Here is a 17,321-nt window from a genome sequence, read left to right as displayed (position 1 = left end):
TTATCCCTACTCACCGTTAAAGGCTTTACAAATCCCGCCGGCGACTCCGTTTATTGTGCTTTCTTGGAAATATTCAGCCAGCCAGACCGCGCGCGCCAGGCTCATGACGTCATCACCTTCTTGCGGGAGGTAATGACGCCGAAGCGTCATATATTGTTCAAGCGGGTTAGCCTTAATCGCTTGAATCAGCGCGTTTATTCCTTTACTTCGATATCTGCATCAGGTGCGTAAATCTCATTCACTTTCTTAGCGATTTGCGCCGCCATGCCGGGGAATTGCAGCAATTCGGCCAGACCGTCGCGAGACTCCGGCACAACAATGCGTTTCAGGTAGGTACTGATCGCGCCGACGATATTTTCATCGCGCGCCGACTCATTCAGGCACTTGTTATAGGCAACCAGTGTCGGGGCGAATTGCACCGTAATACCTTTTACAACCAGGGTGATCACGTCTTTGGTTTCTTTGCTCATTTCTCTCATTCCTTTCGTAAGTAAATTTCGGCGATTAACTGGTTGTGCCGCGCGGCGCAATCCGGGTAAATCTGCGCATATTGCTGCAATGTGTTGCTAAAATCGGTGCCAGTATTACCGGCCAGCCGTGGCAACGTGACCGGGCAAGGGGTTAACAGGTTTTCCTGATAAGGTACGCTCGGCACTTTCCGCGCTGGCGTTGAACAACCGGACAAACTCATCAGTAGCACAAACATTGCTAAATACCGGTTTAATGACCTCAGTCCTGATAAGTCGCTCTGTATGTACTTCATTCGCCCTTAGCCCCGCTAATTTGTCCTCAAGTTGCCGCGCCGATGTTCCGGCAATCTTTTCAACCTGTACTCGGTTGGCTTCTGCCAGTTGATTCATTGCCAGTTCGATTTTTGCCTGGCTCTCACCGTGCATCGTCCAGCCCAGCCACCAAGCTGCAATCAGTAGCAGTACCGCCGGCAACAATTCGCGCATCACTTCACCCCGTTATGTTCCAGGCTAAAATGATTGCCATCTTTGAAGCGCCCGCCCCAAGTGCCGCCAATCGATTCCCAATACTCACCCAGGGGTTTATAGGCTTCGCTTTTGTCCTGGTACTGGCCGTTAATAAACAAATTGAAATCCACTGCCAGGCGTTGTGTGTGCAAGCTGTTGGTGATGCCTTTGCCGTTCCTGGCGTTTAATGCGGCCTGTTCCGGGGTGCGGTAGGCTTCGCCAAAGGTCAGGCGGTAGCCGTGTTCGTCAGCCCAATTGATGAGCTGGGCGATCATGATGGTAAATACCGCCTGTTTTTCGCTTAATGTCATGATTCACTTTCCTTTTTAATTCGCCCTAAATAACGGGTAAGCAACCTTGTTAGGAGTAGCTCGATGACACTGGATCCGGTAATTCCTAGCGCCGATGCGATGGCGAGCAATTCCAAAAGGCCCAGACCGGGTAAATGAATAAGTGCCATACCCGCCAGTAATGACGTCGCCGAACCTAAGATGATGCGACCGACAATCAGTCGGAGGGTGAGCGCTTCGTTACCGACCAACACCTGGCCGAGAGAAATAAAGCCCCCAACCCCGCCCAGCATCAGCACAATGCGAATAAATGATGTTTCTCCGTTTGGCATATGCATCACTTACCCGACCAGGTCGCGGACATCGGACATTGATAAAATAGGTGTGCCGTCGATACGCACAAAATCCGGGCTGGTCACAAAGAATTTGACTTTATGAGTTGCGGTTTCACCGCCTTTCGGGTCAAAGGCTAGCGGGCTGGTGACTACCAACTTGCAGCCAAACAATTCAACGGATAATTCTTCATCACCGGTGTTGGCATAAAAAAGAATGTCAGTAGTCGGGATTTGGCGGTAACTGCCGGCTGATTTAGCTGCCGCACCAATTTTTTTAAAGTTCTTGGTGTCCAGCTCCATTTCACCCTCAGCGGCCACATCACCTGCTACGTAACCGTCAGGTACCCCGCGCGTTTGTGTGGCGGCGGTGTTGTCGGTGATATCCACTGAAATGGTTTTCACATGAATATTTTGTGTTCCCAGGCTAATGTCGAATGCATTACCCCCGATACGGGCCTTAGTCATAATTAACCCTCCGTGATAGTAGTGATCGACTCATCAAGCATGATGCCGACGGTGATTGTTTTAGCGCTGCCGTAAGGCCGTACCACAATGTAAATACTCACCGTTTCACTGTCCGACCAGGTAATGACCACATCGCCCGCTTGCGGTGACTTCACCTCGCCGGGGAATGTCTCGCCGTTAACTTGGACGCTGTGAGACATATCGCGCAGGGTGCGGGCGAAATAAGTCTGGTGTGCGGCAATGCTGCCCGGTGTACTGTTCATTGAACGGTCGCAAATTTTGGCGATAGCCTGAATGCGCACCCGACGAGAAGCTTTATCAACAATCCGCACATTCTCAATTTTCTGGAAATCGCCGCCAACCACGTCTAACGTGCGACCATCGGCCCAGTACATACCCTCATAATCGGGGTACCACATCGGCACGGAATAACGAAGGTCATGCATGGCGCGCAAATGGGCCAGAGTGACTTCAACCCCGTTGCTATCAACCGGCATATCTGCGGTATTAATCCCCAGGCCGATCAATGCACCGGTTTTCACTCGCGCCGGGCTGTCTGCTACGGTCACGCTGCGGTTGCATAAGCGGCCCGCCAGAACGCCGGCTTCATTGCCCCACAATGCTGGCACCAGTTGCACCGATTCGGCGGCAATGCTGGTTTCCAGTTCAGCCATAAAGGCCAGGTATTCCGACCAGGTCATTTCTGTTAGTAATTCTTTTTGCCCGGTCGGGCTGGCAACGGTCAGCATTGACCATGCCCAGCGGCCATATTTATTCGCCAGGTCGGCGCGCAGGGACGCATACAAATTAATTTTGGTGCGCCCGGCATTAATGTCGGTGATGGGAATAGTGCAAACAATCCCCTCAACAGATAAGTGCAATTGCGCGTTAATAATCGCCTGAACGTCGTCACCAGGTTGAGCATCAGTCGGCAAAATGATGGCGTAGGCTTGCCAGTTTTGACCGCCATTGCGCTGGCCGGCGCGCACGTTCTCACGCAGGTCAATATCTGCATCAACCAAAACCACGTCGATATCAGATTGTGAGTCGAGGGCAATCAAATCACCGGGGTTATCAGAATCAGCGGCGGCACTGCCAATAAACAAGACTGTGCGCTCTACTTCGTTAATCCTGCCCTGGCGCTGGTTAAGCTGGTTTAGTGTTACTGTGGGCCATGTCATTTTTTTACTTTCCCCTTAATGTCTTGCGCCCGGACGCCACCGCCGTAATTGATGGCTTGCATCTGGCGCGCCAGCATTTTGTTAAATTCATCGTCATTGACTGCCAGCCATTCGCGGCCAGGCAGGGTGATCGTCCAGCTTCTTTTTGACTCTTTCCCCTCAAGGCCGCGAATAATGGCCCCGGCTTTGCGTTGGCTCAGGGTTCGCATAATCTCAGCTACGGAGGGTGCGCGAGGCGCACTCACCGGAAATACGACATAACCCAAGTCCAGCAATTTTTTTGCCTGGTTCAGCGTGGCGTTTGCGGTGCTGTCTTGCCCTTTAGCCGCTTTTTGAGCGGTCATTGAGGTGGTAAAGCCCACCTGTTGCATTCGGCCCACCACACCGGGCGGCGTTTTTTTATTGCCCCGCAAATAAATTCTTGCTGAGTCGGACGCTGGCAGTTCACCAATAACCATCATTCCCGGCAGTTTGGTCATCATTTTGGCTTTACGCTTGTCAGCTCGTCCCGGCCACTTCACGCCCTCTGCGTTTTCCTGCCGCTTTTGATGGCGACGAGCGGCAGGCATGACACCTGATTTCAATATTCGCCAGAGCAAGCGGCGGCGCTTGGCGGGGGGTAACTCCAGATTCTTTAACGTCTTCTGGAGTGCGCCCCACTGAGCGGCGTTGAGCGTAAAATCAGCCTGCATCACGCTCACCCGCTGAGTGGGTCGGTGCGGCGATGCCGTTTGCGCCTACAATCCAGCCGGCCGTTGCTGTATTTACTACAGGGGGTGCGACGCGGTAACGCTTGCCTTTTAAAGGGATGATCCCCTCACTCTCGCTTTCAACCAGAATAATGTCGTCAGCCAGTGGTACGGTGATAAACAGGGCCGCATCCTCGTTATCCGTCAGTTGTAAAATGACGGTCGGAGGCGGCATTTCATCCAGGTTGTAATGCTCGTTGGCGTGTTCAGTCAGCCACACCATGACCAGGGCAAATAGTGTGTCTGGGTCATACTGGCGATAGGGCCAGCGTTCCCAGGCTAACGTCGCCTGATATTGGCGTATGGCTACACGGCGCTGACCTAGCCCCCACGCCTTAGCTGCGTGGATGATTTCAATATCTTCCATCCAGGCATCGGCCCCGGTGGTTTTCATCAGCCGTTCGGGCAAGTGGCTACTGACAAAATCATATAATTCATCCAGTTGCGTCATACCAGATGCACTCCCACGCGGCCCCGGCCCTTAATGCCACGTAATACCACTGCGGCCTCGGCCAGTAATGACGCTTTTGTCTGCGGTGCGTCCTGATTGGTGTTGTCCTCGCGCCGGCTAACAGCGGCAAACTCCCCCATCAAGTCGGCTTTTGTCCTGGCGTAGACCGCTTTTTTATATTGGGCGGTTAGTACGTTCTCGCCCTCCATCGTCGGGCCGGGTACTGCACTGGCAGATTGATACCCTTTACTTTTTTGCTGCATTACAAAGTTGGCTAACGAGGTGTTAACTTCGGCAACGGCGGCAAGCATGGCTTGCACCACGGTTTTTTCGTTAATGGTGGGCGGTATGCTGCGCTCACGCTGGAATTCATCCAGCGCCAAGTTAGGCCAAAAACCGTCATTGGTTAACGTGGATTGCTGAAAACCGTTATCACCGGGTCGAAACATAAAAACCTCTCGTTATGGGGTGCGGGCTGACAAGTTTCCACGGCCCGTTAGCGCTTGCGCTACGGCCTCCACTTCGCCCGCCCCGGCTGGCCGGGTGTCGGTACAGCCCCGCGACAACGTCAGGGGGCGGAGTTCACAATTTAAAAGGCTATTATTCGACTACAGCACCCTTGGGTAGATCAACAGGGGCATAGACCGCGAAGCCGGGATGGCGATCATCTTCAACCGCCTCTAACTCGCTTTCGTTAAACCAGTCTTTTAGCGCCCGACCGTCAGCAGTCTTGTAGAAAATGAAATATTGGTTTTCAGAGTGCGCATATTCGGCGCGACCGATAACCTCTCCCCACTCATCACTAATTCTGGGTTCAACTACTTGATTTAATTCAAATTTAAATTTCATCGTGATCGCCTTTTGATGGGTCAGATTCCGCTATTTCAGCGGCTTGTTTTTCCAGGGCGCGAATGCGGGAAGCAATGCGCTTACGTAACGTTTCTACCCCGATTTTTTGATGGAATCCCTCAGCTTGGGCGAGTAACTCATTCGCCCGCTTTAAGGTCGGGATATCACTGATCGCGGCGGCGGCGGGTTTGCCGTCTTTGTCGCGTAACAGGAATTCGCCGGCGAACTTGAACCATTTGGCGGTATGCCTTTCGTTTAACCGCCAGTTCTCGCGCACGTTGGTAAAGGTGCGGGAAAAATACGGCTCAATACTGCGGCCCGCTTGTGATTCGCCAGCGGCCCATTCCAGAATGATGTCAGCCACAAAAGCCGGGAATTTAGACTTGATTTTGTCCGGTGTCGCCTGACTCTGAGATATGGCAATATCGGCCCAATCCAGCGCCTTATCGATATCGCCGGTATCAAATAACCAGACCACGCAATAACCGAAAACAGGGTATGGGTAGACCTTGCCCGCCTTGAGATAACGCTCGGCATACGGAAGCCATTTAGGTAACAACTCCCGCGCCTTTAGCTCTATTTTGTCGGCAACACGCGATAGAACGCCCAGGCGTTTAACGTCTTTTTCCAGGCTCAATAGCTGCAAGTGCAGGCTTTCGTCTGCGCCTGGCTCGGCTTCTGTCGGGGCGGTATGTCGTACCCTTGCCTGAGCTAATGCCTGTGCCCGGTATCGTAATGGGTTAAACGCCATGGGGTTCCCTCCGTTTAAATCTGTGTGTTATCCAGGACAGGGGTATCTTGCCCTGGAGTGCCGGGGATCAAGCCATTCAGAATGGCAAAGTTAATATCCTCTTCGGCTTCAATGGTGATGGCCGCTTCGTCAATCGCGCCGTACAGCATCGGGTGCCCCAACGCATAACCAGAGTTACGCCACCATGCATTTTCAAAACCTAGGCGGTCTTGTACATGCTCCGCGCGGCGGTATTGGTGATTGCGCTGGTTATAGACGTGCAGGTTTGCCAGCGTGGTCACAACCATGCGTTTGCCTGGCAGGAATGGCGCTACATAGACGCGGCGACCGGTCACCGTATTGGCGAGCATTTGGGCGGCAATATTTTCTGTCGGTTTACCGGCCTCCTGGAATAAGCGGAACTGTTCGGCAGCAATCAAGTCAGAGCCGATCAACAAGACAATGTCCGGCTCATTCTGGAATTGGCTTGGAATAGTGGTACTGATAAGCCAGGAAGCCATCGCATCCAGCGTTTTAAAGATACCGTTCTCACCAAGGGTTAATTCACCGTCACCCGGATTGATCACGCGCGGGGTGAAGCCCGGAATACGGTCTTGCTCAGGTGTGGCGGGGTTCGCATGTAGAGTGTCGAAATTCTTCGCGATTTGGTGCCAGCCGATATTAATATCTTCCCCGTTCGGGTAGGTATCCTCATCGGTTTCAAGAGCCGCATGCGTACCATTAAAGCCCACACGCAAGATATCGTTCGCAAAGGAACGGAGGGTAAACTCGGCAACATGCTGAATAAATTCATCATCTGTCGTACCGGAATGAATCCAGTCAGACAGCGTTTCCCACGCTAGACGGGTGCATGAGTCGGTGGGGTATAATTGGTAAACGTTGCCGGACAGCCCCACATCCTTGGTAAATCGACCAGCTTTACGACGACCGGTGAACAGCCCTGGATTACCGACATCAATCACTTGACCGCGAATCTGGTCAACATCACGTACAGTGATCAATGGCATAAACCAACCTTGCTCCATCAGAGCCAAACGCAAAGCCGTTTCCTGTGGCGGGCTAATACTGAATCGACCAATGCCATTCGCCGTGATAGGGAGTATGGTCACATCCGAACCGCTAGCCTCACCAATGCGGCGCGCATAGTTTTGTGTCAGGGTATATAACTTATTCATTGGCATAATGAGTGCTCTCGTTTATTTGTCAGTGCGTTTACCGCAATGGCGATTTAATTCTGTCTGTTCCGGTTTAATTAACCGTAAATCAGAAGTTGTAACTCTTACCGCTGGACGCATTAGGAGCGGCGTCGGGTAATTTGGTGGTGACTTGTTCAAGCTTGTTGAACTTTTTATCAGCAGCGTTGAGTTTGTTTTTAAGTTTGCTGAATTCACCGCCTGTCACCTCGTCTTTAATTTCGGTCACTTCTTCCTGGACGGTGACCAATTCTGTTTTAACTTCCGCGAGGGCTTCCTGAATTTCGGTCACGTCAGTTTCACTGGCTTGCAACTCGGAAATAATGGTTGCTTGCTCTTCAATGGTTTCCGCTTGCTCTTCGACGGTGTCCTGTAATTCGGCTACCGCTTCAACAATTGTCTGAATATCTTCATCAGAAAACTTTCGGCTGGAACTGGAAAATAAACGGGACTTTGGTTTGACCGGTTTTTTATCACTGCCTTTATCGGCAAGATTAAAAAGACTGCGGAATAACGCTTTCTTTGGGTTTGAATCTTTGGATGACATATTTAATTCCTCGGTGTCGGCAACATCACTAATTACTAATGCCTCTAGTGCGCCGTAGAGTTTTCCATTTTTATTTGCACTAAAGCGCATGCGCTCAGTGCCGATGCTGGCCGGGGAGCTGGTGACGCCCAAGCCCTCAAGATAGGGCTTTCCGGTACCACGAAAATTCAGGTCGTCCGTAGGCTCGATAGAGCAAAACAGCATTTGCCCGTTGCGGTTGGCGTACAGCAAATCCATACCAGGACAAAGTCGGGCTTTAAGGCGCATCAAGCCGTCTTCTATCTCGGCTTTTAATTCCTGAACTTCGCCGCACGCGCCATACCAGCGCTCATGCTCCGGCCAAATCATGGCGGTATAGATTTGGGGGTCGTAACTTTCTGCCATATCGACCAGCCATTGCGACGGAATTTCCCGACCGTCAACCGTTGCACCCTCAGTCGCTATGCGAATAAAATTCGTTGTCAGTTGTGAACTGGGCATAATTAACCTATTTAATAAATCGGCTTGGCGTGGTGATGGTATTAACTCCACTCAGTATTACGGATTGCTTTTATTATTTCATTTATCAAACTTCTTATTAATTCGCAATAAAGGCGTATTGCGATTTATTGCGGCATTTAATTGTCATTTTGAATAAATAAAGCCGCCATAATGAGGCATGAGCAGAAAATCAAAATATCCAGAGGAATTAATAGGCGTTGCGCGCTCGTTATATTTAAAGCGCTGGACAGCCCAAGAGATAGCCGCTGAATTAAATCTTAATTCAACGCGGATTGTTTACTATTGGGCTGATAAAGGCGGCTGGCGCAGTTTATTAAGTGAGGAAGATTTAGAATCAGTTATTAACCGCCGTGCGGCTGTGTTGGTCGATAAAGCCAATAAAAATGATATTGAGTTAAAAGAACTCGATAAATACATTGATATGCACTGCAAGTTAATTGTCAGCCGTCATAAACATACTGAAAAAATTCACGCCATGAATTTAGAGGCGGCGGCGAGGGGGATATCTGCTACGGGAGCCGGTGGCACCATTGAGGCGATAGCCAGTGAGGGCGACGACGACAATAAAAAGAAAAGCGGCAAGCGTGGCGGTAAACGAAATAATGTGGCCGGCATTGTGGCGGCTGATTTTGACGAGTTTGTTGATGGTTTGTATGACTATCAAATCACACTGCGGGAAGCAAAGCTGCACCGTAACCGGATATGGCTGAAATCACGCCAAATCGGTGCAACCTGGTACGCCGCATTTGAAGCCCTGGAAGATGCCATTCTCACCGGCAACAATCAGGCGTTCTTGTCGGCCTCTCGCCCTCAGTCGCTTATTTTCCGGCGCTATATCATCAAGTTTGCCTTTGAATTGTTCGGCATTGAATTGACAGGTGACCCTATTGTATTGAGCAATGGCGCAGAGTTTCATTTCCTGTCAACCAACAGCAGCACCGCCCAGGGCTTTTGCGCCAACGTCTACATAGATGAAATTTTCCATCAGCGTGGGTTTACCAAACTAAAAGAAGCGGCCGCTGCGATAGCCACACATACCTATTTACGCCGCACTTACATTTCAACACCCAGCGCTAAAACGCATCAGGCTTACCCGTTCTGGACGGGTGACGAATGGCGTAAAGGCAAAAAGGCGCGGGAAAACGTCGACTTCCCGACCTTTGCGCAAATGGAAGCCGGGATTATGTGCCCGGATAACCACTGGCGTTATATCACCACGGTTGAAACCGCCGTTGCTGACATGGAGGAAAAGGCCAAAGTCTATGGCGATGCCGCCATTCTTATCAATCTGGAAGAGATACGGGAAGAAAACAGCGCAAGCGCCTTTAACCAGCTGTACATGTGCCAGTTCGTCGACATCGGCGATTGTGTCTTTCGCTTCGACCAGTTGGAAAAATGCCTCACCAGCGTGAGCACCTGGGAAGATCACGACGTCAACGCCATGCGGCCATTTGGTAACCGTGAAGTGTGGGCCGGTTATGACCCCGCCCGCAGCGGTGATACCGCCTCGTTTGTCCTGGTAGCCCCGCCGCAAGTGGACGGCGAACCGTTCCGGGTGCTGCATATCGAAACCTGGCACGGCTTCGCCTTTAAATACCAGGTTGGCCGCATCAAGGAATACATGGCCCGCTACAACATTACGCATATCGGCATAGATACCACCGGTATTGGCGGGCCGGTGTGCGAAATGGTGCAGGACTTCGCGCGCCGTGAAGTGACACCGATCCGTTACAGCCAGGAAAGCAAAAACCGCCTGGTGATGAAGATGATCGATGTGGTCGAGCACAAGCGTATTGCCTGGGATATTGAGGATAAAGGTATTGCGGCCAGCTTTATGGCCATTCGCCACACCACCACCAAGAGCGGCGGCGGCATGACATTTGTTGCTGACCGTAGCGCCGACACCGGCCATGCCGACCGATTCTTTGCCATCGCCCATGCGGTGATAAACGAGCCCATCAACAACGAACGCAAGCGGAAATCCGGCTGGGCGGGACGTCTGACAGGAAAAAATAATGAACAAACGCAAACAACGCTACAACGCCAGACAGCAAAAATCCAATGCGCAAGCTATGCCGGCACGGCGTGGCACATTCAGTATCGTAACGACCGACACACCGATGCCCATACTGACGCAGGGAACGCAGTACCACGAAATCTGGTACGACTCGACCGCCGACCACTGGCGGCAACCCATCGACCGGTTAGCCCTGGCGCAACTTGCCAACATGTGCGGCCAGCATGGCGGGGTTCTGTACGCCCGCAAGAATATGGTGGTGAGCGACTATGCCGGCGGTGGTCTGAGCCTGGGCGAAATGGGCCAGGCGGCTTATGACTATTTGCTGTTCGGTGATATCGCTATATTGAAAGTGCGTAACGGCTGGGGCGATGTAGTGGATTTGGTACCGCTGCCGGCGCTGTATGTCCGACGACGCAAGGACGGGGATTTTTCGGTCTTGCAGAAAGGCCCGCCGCTCATCTACCCGGCGCGCGATGTGATTTTTTTGCGCCAGTACGACCCACAGCAACAGGTTTACGGCTTACCGGATTATATCGGCGGGATGCACAGCGCCTTACTCAATACAGAAGCCACTATATTCAGGCGGCGCTATTTCCATAACGGCGCGCATACGGGCGGGATTATTTACACCACCGACCCCAATTTGAGCGACGAAATGGAAGAGGATATCGCGAAAAAAATTGAGGAATCCAAAGGCGTGGGTAACTTCAAAATGATGTTTATCAATATCGCGGACGGTGGCGAAAAAGGGGTGCAATTTATCCCGATTGGTGACGCCGGCGTGAAAGATGAATTCGCCAATATTAAAAGTATCAGCGCGCAAGACGTGTTGACCGCGCACCGTTTCCCCTCTGGCCTGGCGGGGATAATCCCCACCAACGGGGCGGTGATGGCAAGCCCGGAAAACGCGCGCGATACCTATCGAAAAGATGAGGTGATCCCGCTTCAACGAATGTTCGCCAGTGCAGTGAAGCATGATCCCGAAATCCCGCCCCATTTGCACCTGCAATTTGAGGGGCTAAACAGTGATGGATTGCCACTGACCAAGCCGGCTGATAATGAGATTGTTATCACGCCAGGTGATGGGGTGTAACGTATGAGAAATAAGCGGCAAAAAGTGCTAAAATCATCTCAAGATGGCGGTTTTTCGGGGGATGGTATGGCGACAATCAAGGTTATTTGCACGGCGTGTGGTGCGCGGATGCATAACCGCAAATCAGTATGGCAAGCGCCCCAGCTTGCAAACCTGTATTACACCTGCACCAATGTGGAATGCAGTGAAACCAGCGTTTATGAATTAACCCGCTCACATACCGTTAGCCCTAGCGGCTTGGGTGATAAGGGATTGATTAAAGCTTTGCTGGAAAGGCTGCGGCCAGATGAAAAACAAATAGCCCTGGACTGGTTACAAGGTCAGCCAGGATAAGAGAAACCCGCCGAACGGCGGGTTTTTTGTATAGCTACGGTACGAATATCAACGGTTTATTGGGTAGAACAGTTATTTCTACCATATGTTTCCCATTAATCTCCGCCGACACTTTGGATACCATAATGATATCAACCAATATTTCATTAATAACTTGCCTATTGAGGGCGCACTCGATTCGCAACTGGTCACCCTCGACAGGGCGAGAACCGAGTTTATAGGGGAAAATTAACTTACTTAACATCCCAAGCCTGATCCGTTCAAAATAGTCAGGGCCAACACAGATATCAAATACAGTCATAATCTCACTCCACACTCTGCGAGGATACAATTCTCAGTGGCTGCGTGTGCAGTGAGCTTTGCAATTCTTCACAGCCTTGGAGCCCCTCGCGAATATCGTTGTTAATGTGATCGATAAATACCGATATTTCAGAGGCTGGTATTGAATCGCCACAATGCTCTTCGTAACGGGTGATTAAGTTTGAGAGTGTACTGGTGGCTTGCATCGCGCGAGTTAAAAGGTGATAGGCGTCTTCTTCAATCATATGGGTGAACATGGGTGAGCCCTCAATAATATGAGTAAATCACCACCGTTGAGGTGCAAATCTCATAAGGGGTGGTGAGCTGACAGGGTTTGCACTACCGGTCACCCAAGACCCGGCGAGCCTTTCGACTCCCCTGCCAGCCCACCATTGTTTAGGTTGAGTCTGGCCGGCGCATAAAAAAACCGCGTAACGCGGCATGCGTTGGGTGATATCCGAGGTGCAAATCCCGGCAGCGGATTTTGCCGCTGCAACGAGACTATGGATCGGATATCACAAATAGTCAATCGGAGCCCTTACGTTTGACTGTGTATAAACAGCCGTCCTGACCGGCCCGATAATCTAGCTCATCAATACTAACAATCTGCCCTATCGCAAGACGGCGTAAGCCTGCGCGACTGATATCAAGCTGCATTGAGTTCGCAAAATCATCGATTTTATCAACCAATACATTAAGTTCAGGCGACAGCGCCCGCTCTCCGATGGTCGGCGGTCGAGGCTCTTTGGGTTTATCGTCACCGCCATACCTCGGCGGCGGTAATTTCCGCAACCGCTCACGCATTTCTCGCCGTTGGGTGAACGTTATTTTGGAAAAATCACTTAAATCAGGCGGTGGTGTTGTGCGTTTTTTACGCTGCTTTAGGGCTTCGTCGTCGGGGTGGGGACAGTTATTGCCACGAGTCCGAGGGGCGATACTGCCGCCCTCAACTGCAAAATCAAAATCAAGGTCAACGGCTGCGGCCGCTTCGCTGGCCTTGGCTTGGTTGTCGTCGCTGCCCGTCTTGCGTACCATTTTCCAATTGTCGGCGTGGGTACAGATGCGGGATTCTTCGCCCAGGCTCGGCGACCAGACGCCATAAATCTTAGTGCCGTGTTCGCCGTAGTCGTTGGGAGTTTCTGACTCGATGTAAGCGGTGCGGATAAGGTGATCTTTGCGGGGTTTGAGGACGCCACCTTGTTTTAGGATGTACGTTGCCATGCAGCCGGCATCCGCTGCGGCTAGTACATCATCCATCGCTTTATTGGGTAATACCTGTTTCCATTTCCCCTGTTCCGGTTTGGCCTGGCGTTGAAGCTGGCCGGCCAGCAAGCGTAACTCGCGGTATGCCTGGCGGGAGGGGATGCCAAAGAAGCGGAATTGCTGGACACCGTGAAGAGAAGCCCAGGCAACCGCCCGTTCGGTATCTTCGCCTAGCGGCTGTCCGGTTTCTTTACCCACTATTGGTTTACCGGTCTTTTTATCCAGCTTTCCTCTAATGTTGCTGCCGCGCACGTTCTTACCCAGGTACTTAGTTAGGTAGCTGGTGATGGTGCCTTTGCTTTTGAGTACCGGCTTCACATCAAAACGGGGCTTGATGTTGCTTCCCAACTCTTGGCGGTCTTCACGAATGGCAAACTCTCGCATCACCTGAGTTATCTTGGCGCGGTCTTGTTTTTTCATGATGCACATCAAATGCCAGTGGACGGTTCCGTCATGATGGGGTTCGGCAATGCGCACGCCATACCAGCGCAATTTTAATCGGTTGAGTTTTTTCCTGATGCCGGCAAAAAGGTTAACCAGATAATCACTGCTTTCCCTGACAGTTTTTGTGCTCCATTTTAGATTAGGTCTGCCGTCTTTAAGGGTGGCGTGATACCTGGATGGACAGGTTATTGTGTAAAACATCGCCTTATCGCCACGCATTTCTGCCAGATTCTCCAAGCCCTTACAGGCGGTCATCATTTCGATGTAGCGTAAGCGTGGGTTGCTGGCGCTGGCTTCGACCACCTGCTCCATATCCATGACAAAACCACTGTCATTAATCAGGTCGTGGGCGCGGATAAACTCAGCAGAGCGCCGCCATTGTTCGCGCTGATGAATAAGCGCTTCCTGGCTGATATAGGGGGAGGATTTCTTATGTACCAGCATGACGGCGCGCAGTTGTTCCTCTCGCCACTGACAACGCAGCCGCCATAACCGACCTTTCCACCAGGTGGCACAGCGTAGACGAGCCAGCGCGCCGGGGATTAGGTCATAAGGTATTTGGCCCCTGTGGCGTAATTTATCGTTGAGAGCGTCCCAATTAGGTGGGGTGATCGAGAACTTTAGGGCTTCGTTAGCAACAGCGTGATAAATGCGCAATATCTGGCTTGGAGTGGCATTTTCAACCGGGAGTGCCATCATTTGGCTATCAAGCAACATATCCATATGGGCTGCGGCCATTGTCGCCAGTGTGGTTACCTCTTTTTTATTAAGTTCGGCCAGGTGCAATAAACCGTCCAGTCTCTCGCGGCTGGCGATGTGTCTAAGTGCGGCGGTTTGTTGCTTTTCTCTCATTGCGTCCAGGCGTGACAATGCTTTCTCGACAATTTTGGTTAAGAAATCATTAGCCCGCTCGTCGCTACGTTCCCGACACAGGTAATCAATGCGTCGCTGTATAGGTTGACGAATAAATTTTGGCTGGTCGTTAAGATTAGCCTGGGTTTTTAAGCTGCGATTATGGTGTTCGGCTTCTCTGGCTAAGGCCAGCCAGGCAAGGGTTATTTCACGCTTAACCTCATCGTCTTCGAAATTATCAAGCCGCCACTGATGCCGAGTTTTGGCCTTGCGTTCCTCGTCAGTCAGCGCGGCTTCGGTGGCAGCTTTCTTGTTTTCAATATCTTTATGGTAGGCCGCTATCATTTGCGCTAGCGGGGTGAGCTGTACCGGCGCAATATTTTGACGCGGGCTTATGCCGGTGTTGGGTTTATTCCAAGAGTAAACCCCGGCAAACGTTTCATCGTTTCCGGGGTAAGGTTGTGGCGGGGTGGGCTGAATTCTGCCGCGTGCGTTGGTCATTGCGGAATGCTGGCGCAGGGCGTCGGCATTCGGCGCGACCGGTAATGGGTGACCTTGTAGACGTAGGCAACCGGAACTTCCATTTTCTCGGCGATGATCGCAGGCTTTACACCTTCATCGTAAAGCGCGCGGCAGAGTTCAACATCATAGTCGCTGTATCTGGCGTTGCGGTTGCGTTCGCCAATATTTGACGGGTTTATACCTTCGGTAAATGCTTTCTGCTGCACCGCTTTTGGTGTCCGGCCCAGGTGTTCGGCAATATCCTGATATCGGATTGTTGTTGCCGCTTCACGAAGATAAGCTAACTCATCCGGTGCCCAGGATTTGCAGCGGAATGAGGTTAGCCCATTAAGAAATGCCTTTCGCCTGACTGCCGGCACTGACCTACCCAAACGTTTGGCAATATCCCGATATCGGGTTGTTGCGATATTCTCACGTAAATAAGCTAGCTCGGCTGGTGACCAGGGAGCGAGGTGGCGGTTTAAGGTGCTCATATTGCACCGCCGGATTGCTCAATACTTTCTTTTAGCGGTTTTAATATATCGTCAAATAACTTTATATAGATATCCGCTGACTCTTTCCCATGTAAAAGGCCCATAGCAAAAGCATGCGCATATACAATTGTACGAATTCTCTCAACCGTTTCTATTGCGCCTTGTTTTCTTGCTGCTTCTAATTCAAATATTGCTGACATATCAATCTCCATAAATAAATCTCCCCCGCCACAAGGTGGTAGGGGATGTTCAATTTTATTTTTCGTCTGACGGTCGTTTGTATTTGTTGATGTTCAGCAGTACACGCAAAGCCATTGCGCCCGTTTGTATGGCTTCATGTCGGATCGCTTCTAAATCACCATCGTGATAATGGTAATTAACGGCGGCATCGGTCAGGTCGCCTGATTTCTCACTGAGAATAGAAACAGCGTGAAGTGCATCAGTCGGCCATTGGGGGTGTATTGCTGACGCGCGGACTACTTCATCAATTATTTCGGTTGAAAGAGGTAGATAGCGCGCAACATTGTCGGGTTTATGAGTAAATTCGCAGACAAGAAACGAACGGCCTGATGAAGCCAGCGCGTCGAAGGGATGATGATTAGACCACCCCGCATTTACATCTCTTTCCTGTTCCGCTTTAGGTTGTGCCTTTTGAAATGCTTCCGCTATGCGCTGGGCTATCACGCGGTCGGTTTCGGTTTTACTTATGGCGTAAATGGCTCTGTCGGTAGCCGTATCAATATCCATACCGCGGTGAAGTATATTTTTCCCCGCGTCTGTAACAGCGACAGCGTCAAGAATTGCAGTCCAGCGCTCATGAATGCGCACGTGTTTAGCTGTCATGGGTTCCATATTTTCTGCTTTTAACTTCACATTCTCGCGTCGCAATATATTCACTTCATTATTAAGACGCTCAATTTCAGTTGCGGCATTTATCAACTGTGGGATGCAGTGCTGGGCGGAGTCGCTAAAAAAAACATCGGGTGAGCGATCCTTAATAAACTCAATGGCGTGAGTCAGCCCTTTAATTGCATTTATGGTGCAGTCATTGGTTCCTTTATCAAAAGACATAATTATTTAACCTCTTTATTAATAGTGGATGAATTAACAACGGGTTTCATTTCTGATATCCATGTGGATAACTCTTTAAATACTTCCACCTTTGAAATGCTGGAAATATTCAAATTAGTCAGTTTATTTTCTAACCGCTCAAGCAATAACAATCGTTCAGAACGGCGGGCATTATTAAAATGCTCGACCAGTTCTATGTCGTTTATCTCATTTGTTAATTTTATCGGTGCAACACTCATTCTATTACCCCGCCTTTAGATAATGGGAATCCCGACGCAACAAAGCGCCTGTTAATTTCAGGTATTTATTTAATTACTTTTATTATCCGGTAAGGGTTCACAATCTATATAGGTGATCCGTTCCGGTAATAAGCTGGTTGATGCCCGCCATCTATTCAGTGCATCAACTAAATTTCTCTGCTCTTGCGGTAGCAGCTCCTTAAATCCTAAGCCATGCCTTGCCCTGGGAATGTCTGCAAGGTAATAAATGGCACCTTTCATTTTTGGGTCTGTCTCGCCCATTTCATTAATCAGTGCCGGTATAACTCCCTGGTGTTTTTTGCTTGGGAGCAAAGACCAAATTTCAGCTACATGCTGTAGGCCGTGCTGCCGCTCTTTTAATGTCAGCGGAACGGCGCGGGCCTCTTCGGTGTTTGCCATAC

General features: G+C 50.7%; 25 protein-coding genes. 3 read left to right on the top strand and 22 right to left on the bottom strand.

Features of this window, described 5'->3' with window-relative positions; genetic code table 11:
- Positions 1–6 precede the first annotated feature (6 nt).
- The 14 genes from ACF3VQ_RS02045 to ACF3VQ_RS01980 all read right to left on the bottom strand — a co-directional run bounded on the left by ACF3VQ_RS02045 (position 7) and on the right by ACF3VQ_RS01980 (position 8,268).
- Entirely contained in the window at positions 7–150 is a 144-nt protein-coding gene (locus tag ACF3VQ_RS02045) for a DUF6890 family protein (RefSeq protein WP_392433198.1), read from the bottom strand.
- Positions 151–194: 44 nt separating this feature from the next.
- Complete coding sequence (locus ACF3VQ_RS02040) at positions 195–470, bottom strand: putative phage tail assembly chaperone (protein WP_392433196.1); 276 nt, start codon at positions 468–470, stop codon at positions 195–197.
- A gap of 114 nt (positions 471–584) precedes the next feature.
- The gene (locus ACF3VQ_RS02035; protein WP_392433195.1) at positions 585–956 is read right to left on the bottom strand and encodes a hypothetical protein; all 372 of its coding nucleotides are present in this window, start codon (positions 954–956) and stop codon (positions 585–587) included.
- Positions 956–1,288, bottom strand: coding sequence for a M15 family metallopeptidase (locus tag ACF3VQ_RS02030; protein WP_392433194.1), 333 nt, complete (start codon positions 1,286–1,288; stop codon positions 956–958). The genes ACF3VQ_RS02035 and ACF3VQ_RS02030 overlap by 1 nt, the downstream gene beginning before the upstream one ends.
- A complete protein-coding gene (locus ACF3VQ_RS02025) occupies positions 1,285–1,599 on the bottom strand; it encodes a holin (protein ID WP_392433193.1) in 315 nt (104 codons plus the stop codon). The genes ACF3VQ_RS02030 and ACF3VQ_RS02025 overlap by 4 nt, the downstream gene beginning before the upstream one ends.
- Positions 1,600–1,608: 9 nt before the next feature.
- The gene (locus ACF3VQ_RS02020; protein ID WP_392433191.1) at positions 1,609–2,067 is read right to left on the bottom strand and encodes a phage protein; all 459 of its coding nucleotides are present in this window, start codon (positions 2,065–2,067) and stop codon (positions 1,609–1,611) included.
- A gap of 2 nt (positions 2,068–2,069) precedes the next feature.
- Positions 2,070–3,248, bottom strand: coding sequence for a DUF2586 domain-containing protein (locus ACF3VQ_RS02015; RefSeq protein ID WP_392433190.1), 1,179 nt, complete (start codon positions 3,246–3,248; stop codon positions 2,070–2,072).
- A complete protein-coding gene (locus ACF3VQ_RS02010; RefSeq protein WP_392433188.1) occupies positions 3,245–3,940 on the bottom strand; it encodes a hypothetical protein in 696 nt (231 codons plus the stop codon). The genes ACF3VQ_RS02015 and ACF3VQ_RS02010 overlap by 4 nt, the downstream gene beginning before the upstream one ends.
- Entirely contained in the window at positions 3,930–4,448 is a 519-nt protein-coding gene (locus tag ACF3VQ_RS02005; RefSeq protein WP_392433187.1) for a phage tail protein, read from the bottom strand. Before ACF3VQ_RS02005 ends, ACF3VQ_RS02010 begins: the two co-directional genes overlap by 11 nt.
- On the bottom strand, positions 4,445–4,897 hold the full coding sequence (locus ACF3VQ_RS02000; RefSeq protein ID WP_392433185.1) for a head completion/stabilization protein: 453 nt from the start codon (positions 4,895–4,897) through the stop codon (positions 4,445–4,447). Before ACF3VQ_RS02000 ends, ACF3VQ_RS02005 begins: the two co-directional genes overlap by 4 nt.
- A 151-nt stretch (positions 4,898–5,048) precedes the next feature.
- The gene (locus ACF3VQ_RS01995; RefSeq protein WP_392433184.1) at positions 5,049–5,297 is read right to left on the bottom strand and encodes a hypothetical protein; all 249 of its coding nucleotides are present in this window, start codon (positions 5,295–5,297) and stop codon (positions 5,049–5,051) included.
- Positions 5,287–6,048: a phage terminase small subunit gene (gpM, locus tag ACF3VQ_RS01990; protein ID WP_392433182.1), complete on the bottom strand. Its 762-nt coding sequence runs from the start codon at positions 6,046–6,048 to the stop codon at positions 5,287–5,289. The genes ACF3VQ_RS01995 and gpM overlap by 11 nt, the downstream gene beginning before the upstream one ends.
- A 14-nt stretch (positions 6,049–6,062) precedes the next feature.
- A complete protein-coding gene (locus ACF3VQ_RS01985) occupies positions 6,063–7,229 on the bottom strand; it encodes a phage major capsid protein, P2 family (protein WP_392433181.1) in 1,167 nt (388 codons plus the stop codon).
- A gap of 82 nt (positions 7,230–7,311) precedes the next feature.
- Positions 7,312–8,268, bottom strand: a complete 957-nt coding sequence (locus ACF3VQ_RS01980; protein ID WP_392433179.1) for a GPO family capsid scaffolding protein — start codon at positions 8,266–8,268, stop codon at positions 7,312–7,314.
- 178 nt (positions 8,269–8,446) lie between these two features.
- Between ACF3VQ_RS01980 and ACF3VQ_RS01975 the strand changes: the two genes are divergently transcribed.
- From ACF3VQ_RS01975 to ACF3VQ_RS01965, 3 genes are read left to right on the top strand one after another with little or no spacing between them, the layout of a single operon-like run.
- A complete protein-coding gene (locus ACF3VQ_RS01975) occupies positions 8,447–10,624 on the top strand; it encodes a terminase large subunit domain-containing protein (RefSeq protein ID WP_392433178.1) in 2,178 nt (725 codons plus the stop codon).
- Positions 10,518–11,402 (top strand): phage portal protein, encoded by an 885-nt coding sequence (locus ACF3VQ_RS01970; protein WP_392433177.1) that lies wholly within the window; start codon positions 10,518–10,520, stop codon positions 11,400–11,402. The genes ACF3VQ_RS01975 and ACF3VQ_RS01970 overlap by 107 nt, the downstream gene beginning before the upstream one ends.
- A 3-nt stretch (positions 11,403–11,405) precedes the next feature.
- Positions 11,406–11,735 (top strand): ogr/Delta-like zinc finger family protein, encoded by a 330-nt coding sequence (locus tag ACF3VQ_RS01965; RefSeq protein ID WP_392433176.1) that lies wholly within the window; start codon positions 11,406–11,408, stop codon positions 11,733–11,735.
- A 34-nt stretch (positions 11,736–11,769) separates the two neighbouring features.
- Here ACF3VQ_RS01965 and ACF3VQ_RS01960 read toward each other — a convergent pair whose 3' ends face one another.
- The 8 genes from ACF3VQ_RS01960 to ACF3VQ_RS01925 all read right to left on the bottom strand — a co-directional run bounded on the left by ACF3VQ_RS01960 (position 11,770) and on the right by ACF3VQ_RS01925 (position 17,319).
- Positions 11,770–12,036, bottom strand: coding sequence for a hypothetical protein (locus ACF3VQ_RS01960; RefSeq protein WP_392433175.1), 267 nt, complete (start codon positions 12,034–12,036; stop codon positions 11,770–11,772).
- A gap of 4 nt (positions 12,037–12,040) precedes the next feature.
- A complete protein-coding gene (locus tag ACF3VQ_RS01955) occupies positions 12,041–12,292 on the bottom strand; it encodes a hypothetical protein (RefSeq protein ID WP_392433174.1) in 252 nt (83 codons plus the stop codon).
- 268 nt (positions 12,293–12,560) lie between these two features.
- Entirely contained in the window at positions 12,561–15,095 is a 2,535-nt protein-coding gene (locus ACF3VQ_RS01950) for a replication endonuclease (RefSeq protein WP_392433173.1), read from the bottom strand.
- Positions 15,092–15,589, bottom strand: a complete 498-nt coding sequence (locus ACF3VQ_RS01945) for a hypothetical protein (RefSeq protein WP_392433172.1) — start codon at positions 15,587–15,589, stop codon at positions 15,092–15,094. Before ACF3VQ_RS01945 ends, ACF3VQ_RS01950 begins: the two co-directional genes overlap by 4 nt.
- The gene (locus tag ACF3VQ_RS01940; RefSeq protein ID WP_392433171.1) at positions 15,586–15,801 is read right to left on the bottom strand and encodes a hypothetical protein; all 216 of its coding nucleotides are present in this window, start codon (positions 15,799–15,801) and stop codon (positions 15,586–15,588) included. The genes ACF3VQ_RS01945 and ACF3VQ_RS01940 overlap by 4 nt, the downstream gene beginning before the upstream one ends.
- A gap of 43 nt (positions 15,802–15,844) precedes the next feature.
- Complete coding sequence (locus ACF3VQ_RS01935; RefSeq protein WP_392433170.1) at positions 15,845–16,660, bottom strand: hypothetical protein; 816 nt, start codon at positions 16,658–16,660, stop codon at positions 15,845–15,847.
- Positions 16,661–16,662: 2 nt separating this feature from the next.
- Positions 16,663–16,899, bottom strand: coding sequence for a hypothetical protein (locus ACF3VQ_RS01930; RefSeq protein ID WP_392433168.1), 237 nt, complete (start codon positions 16,897–16,899; stop codon positions 16,663–16,665).
- Between the two features lie 69 nt (positions 16,900–16,968).
- The gene (locus ACF3VQ_RS01925; protein WP_392433167.1) at positions 16,969–17,319 is read right to left on the bottom strand and encodes a DUF5347 family protein; all 351 of its coding nucleotides are present in this window, start codon (positions 17,317–17,319) and stop codon (positions 16,969–16,971) included.
- Positions 17,320–17,321: the final 2 nt, after the last annotated feature.

Origin of the sequence: Yersinia fenwicki (assembly GCF_043099325.1) — a bacterium.
Lineage (GTDB): Bacteria > Pseudomonadota > Gammaproteobacteria > Enterobacterales > Enterobacteriaceae > Yersinia.
The sequence above is the reverse complement of the archived record's forward strand: the minus strand, read 5'-3'. Positions and strand labels throughout refer to the sequence as shown.

What these genes read in the sequence shown, in the direction of transcription:
- ACF3VQ_RS01940 (WP_392433171.1), bottom strand. Translation starts at nt 15,801, where the DNA reads ATGGAGATTGATATGTCAGCAATATTTGAATTAGAAGCAGCAAGAAAA.
- gpM (WP_392433182.1), bottom strand. Translation starts at nt 6,048, where the DNA reads ATGGCGTTTAACCCATTACGATACCGGGCACAGGCATTAGCTCAGGCA.
- ACF3VQ_RS01995 (WP_392433184.1), bottom strand. Translation starts at nt 5,297, where the DNA reads ATGAAATTTAAATTTGAATTAAATCAAGTAGTTGAACCCAGAATTAGT.
- ACF3VQ_RS01980 (WP_392433179.1), bottom strand. Translation starts at nt 8,268, where the DNA reads ATGCCCAGTTCACAACTGACAACGAATTTTATTCGCATAGCGACTGAG.
- ACF3VQ_RS02045 (WP_392433198.1), bottom strand. Translation starts at nt 150, where the DNA reads ATGACGCTTCGGCGTCATTACCTCCCGCAAGAAGGTGATGACGTCATG.
- ACF3VQ_RS02040 (WP_392433196.1), bottom strand. Translation starts at nt 470, where the DNA reads ATGAGCAAAGAAACCAAAGACGTGATCACCCTGGTTGTAAAAGGTATT.
- ACF3VQ_RS02025 (WP_392433193.1), bottom strand. Translation starts at nt 1,599, where the DNA reads ATGCCAAACGGAGAAACATCATTTATTCGCATTGTGCTGATGCTGGGC.
- ACF3VQ_RS01985 (WP_392433181.1), bottom strand. Translation starts at nt 7,229, where the DNA reads ATGCCAATGAATAAGTTATATACCCTGACACAAAACTATGCGCGCCGC.
- ACF3VQ_RS02010 (WP_392433188.1), bottom strand. Translation starts at nt 3,940, where the DNA reads ATGCAGGCTGATTTTACGCTCAACGCCGCTCAGTGGGGCGCACTCCAG.
- ACF3VQ_RS01960 (WP_392433175.1), bottom strand. Translation starts at nt 12,036, where the DNA reads ATGACTGTATTTGATATCTGTGTTGGCCCTGACTATTTTGAACGGATC.
- ACF3VQ_RS01955 (WP_392433174.1), bottom strand. Translation starts at nt 12,292, where the DNA reads ATGTTCACCCATATGATTGAAGAAGACGCCTATCACCTTTTAACTCGC.
- ACF3VQ_RS02020 (WP_392433191.1), bottom strand. Translation starts at nt 2,067, where the DNA reads ATGACTAAGGCCCGTATCGGGGGTAATGCATTCGACATTAGCCTGGGA.
- ACF3VQ_RS01945 (WP_392433172.1), bottom strand. Translation starts at nt 15,589, where the DNA reads ATGAGCACCTTAAACCGCCACCTCGCTCCCTGGTCACCAGCCGAGCTA.
- ACF3VQ_RS02030 (WP_392433194.1), bottom strand. Translation starts at nt 1,288, where the DNA reads ATGACATTAAGCGAAAAACAGGCGGTATTTACCATCATGATCGCCCAG.
- ACF3VQ_RS01930 (WP_392433168.1), bottom strand. Translation starts at nt 16,899, where the DNA reads ATGAGTGTTGCACCGATAAAATTAACAAATGAGATAAACGACATAGAA.
- ACF3VQ_RS01950 (WP_392433173.1), bottom strand. Translation starts at nt 15,095, where the DNA reads ATGACCAACGCACGCGGCAGAATTCAGCCCACCCCGCCACAACCTTAC.
- ACF3VQ_RS01965 (WP_392433176.1), top strand. Translation starts at nt 11,406, where the DNA reads ATGAGAAATAAGCGGCAAAAAGTGCTAAAATCATCTCAAGATGGCGGT.
- ACF3VQ_RS02000 (WP_392433185.1), bottom strand. Translation starts at nt 4,897, where the DNA reads ATGTTTCGACCCGGTGATAACGGTTTTCAGCAATCCACGTTAACCAAT.
- ACF3VQ_RS02015 (WP_392433190.1), bottom strand. Translation starts at nt 3,248, where the DNA reads ATGACATGGCCCACAGTAACACTAAACCAGCTTAACCAGCGCCAGGGC.
- ACF3VQ_RS01925 (WP_392433167.1), bottom strand. Translation starts at nt 17,319, where the DNA reads ATGGCAAACACCGAAGAGGCCCGCGCCGTTCCGCTGACATTAAAAGAG.
- ACF3VQ_RS01935 (WP_392433170.1), bottom strand. Translation starts at nt 16,660, where the DNA reads ATGTCTTTTGATAAAGGAACCAATGACTGCACCATAAATGCAATTAAA.
- ACF3VQ_RS01975 (WP_392433178.1), top strand. Translation starts at nt 8,447, where the DNA reads ATGAGCAGAAAATCAAAATATCCAGAGGAATTAATAGGCGTTGCGCGC.
- ACF3VQ_RS01970 (WP_392433177.1), top strand. Translation starts at nt 10,518, where the DNA reads ATGTGCGGCCAGCATGGCGGGGTTCTGTACGCCCGCAAGAATATGGTG.
- ACF3VQ_RS02035 (WP_392433195.1), bottom strand. Translation starts at nt 956, where the DNA reads ATGCGCGAATTGTTGCCGGCGGTACTGCTACTGATTGCAGCTTGGTGG.
- ACF3VQ_RS02005 (WP_392433187.1), bottom strand. Translation starts at nt 4,448, where the DNA reads ATGACGCAACTGGATGAATTATATGATTTTGTCAGTAGCCACTTGCCC.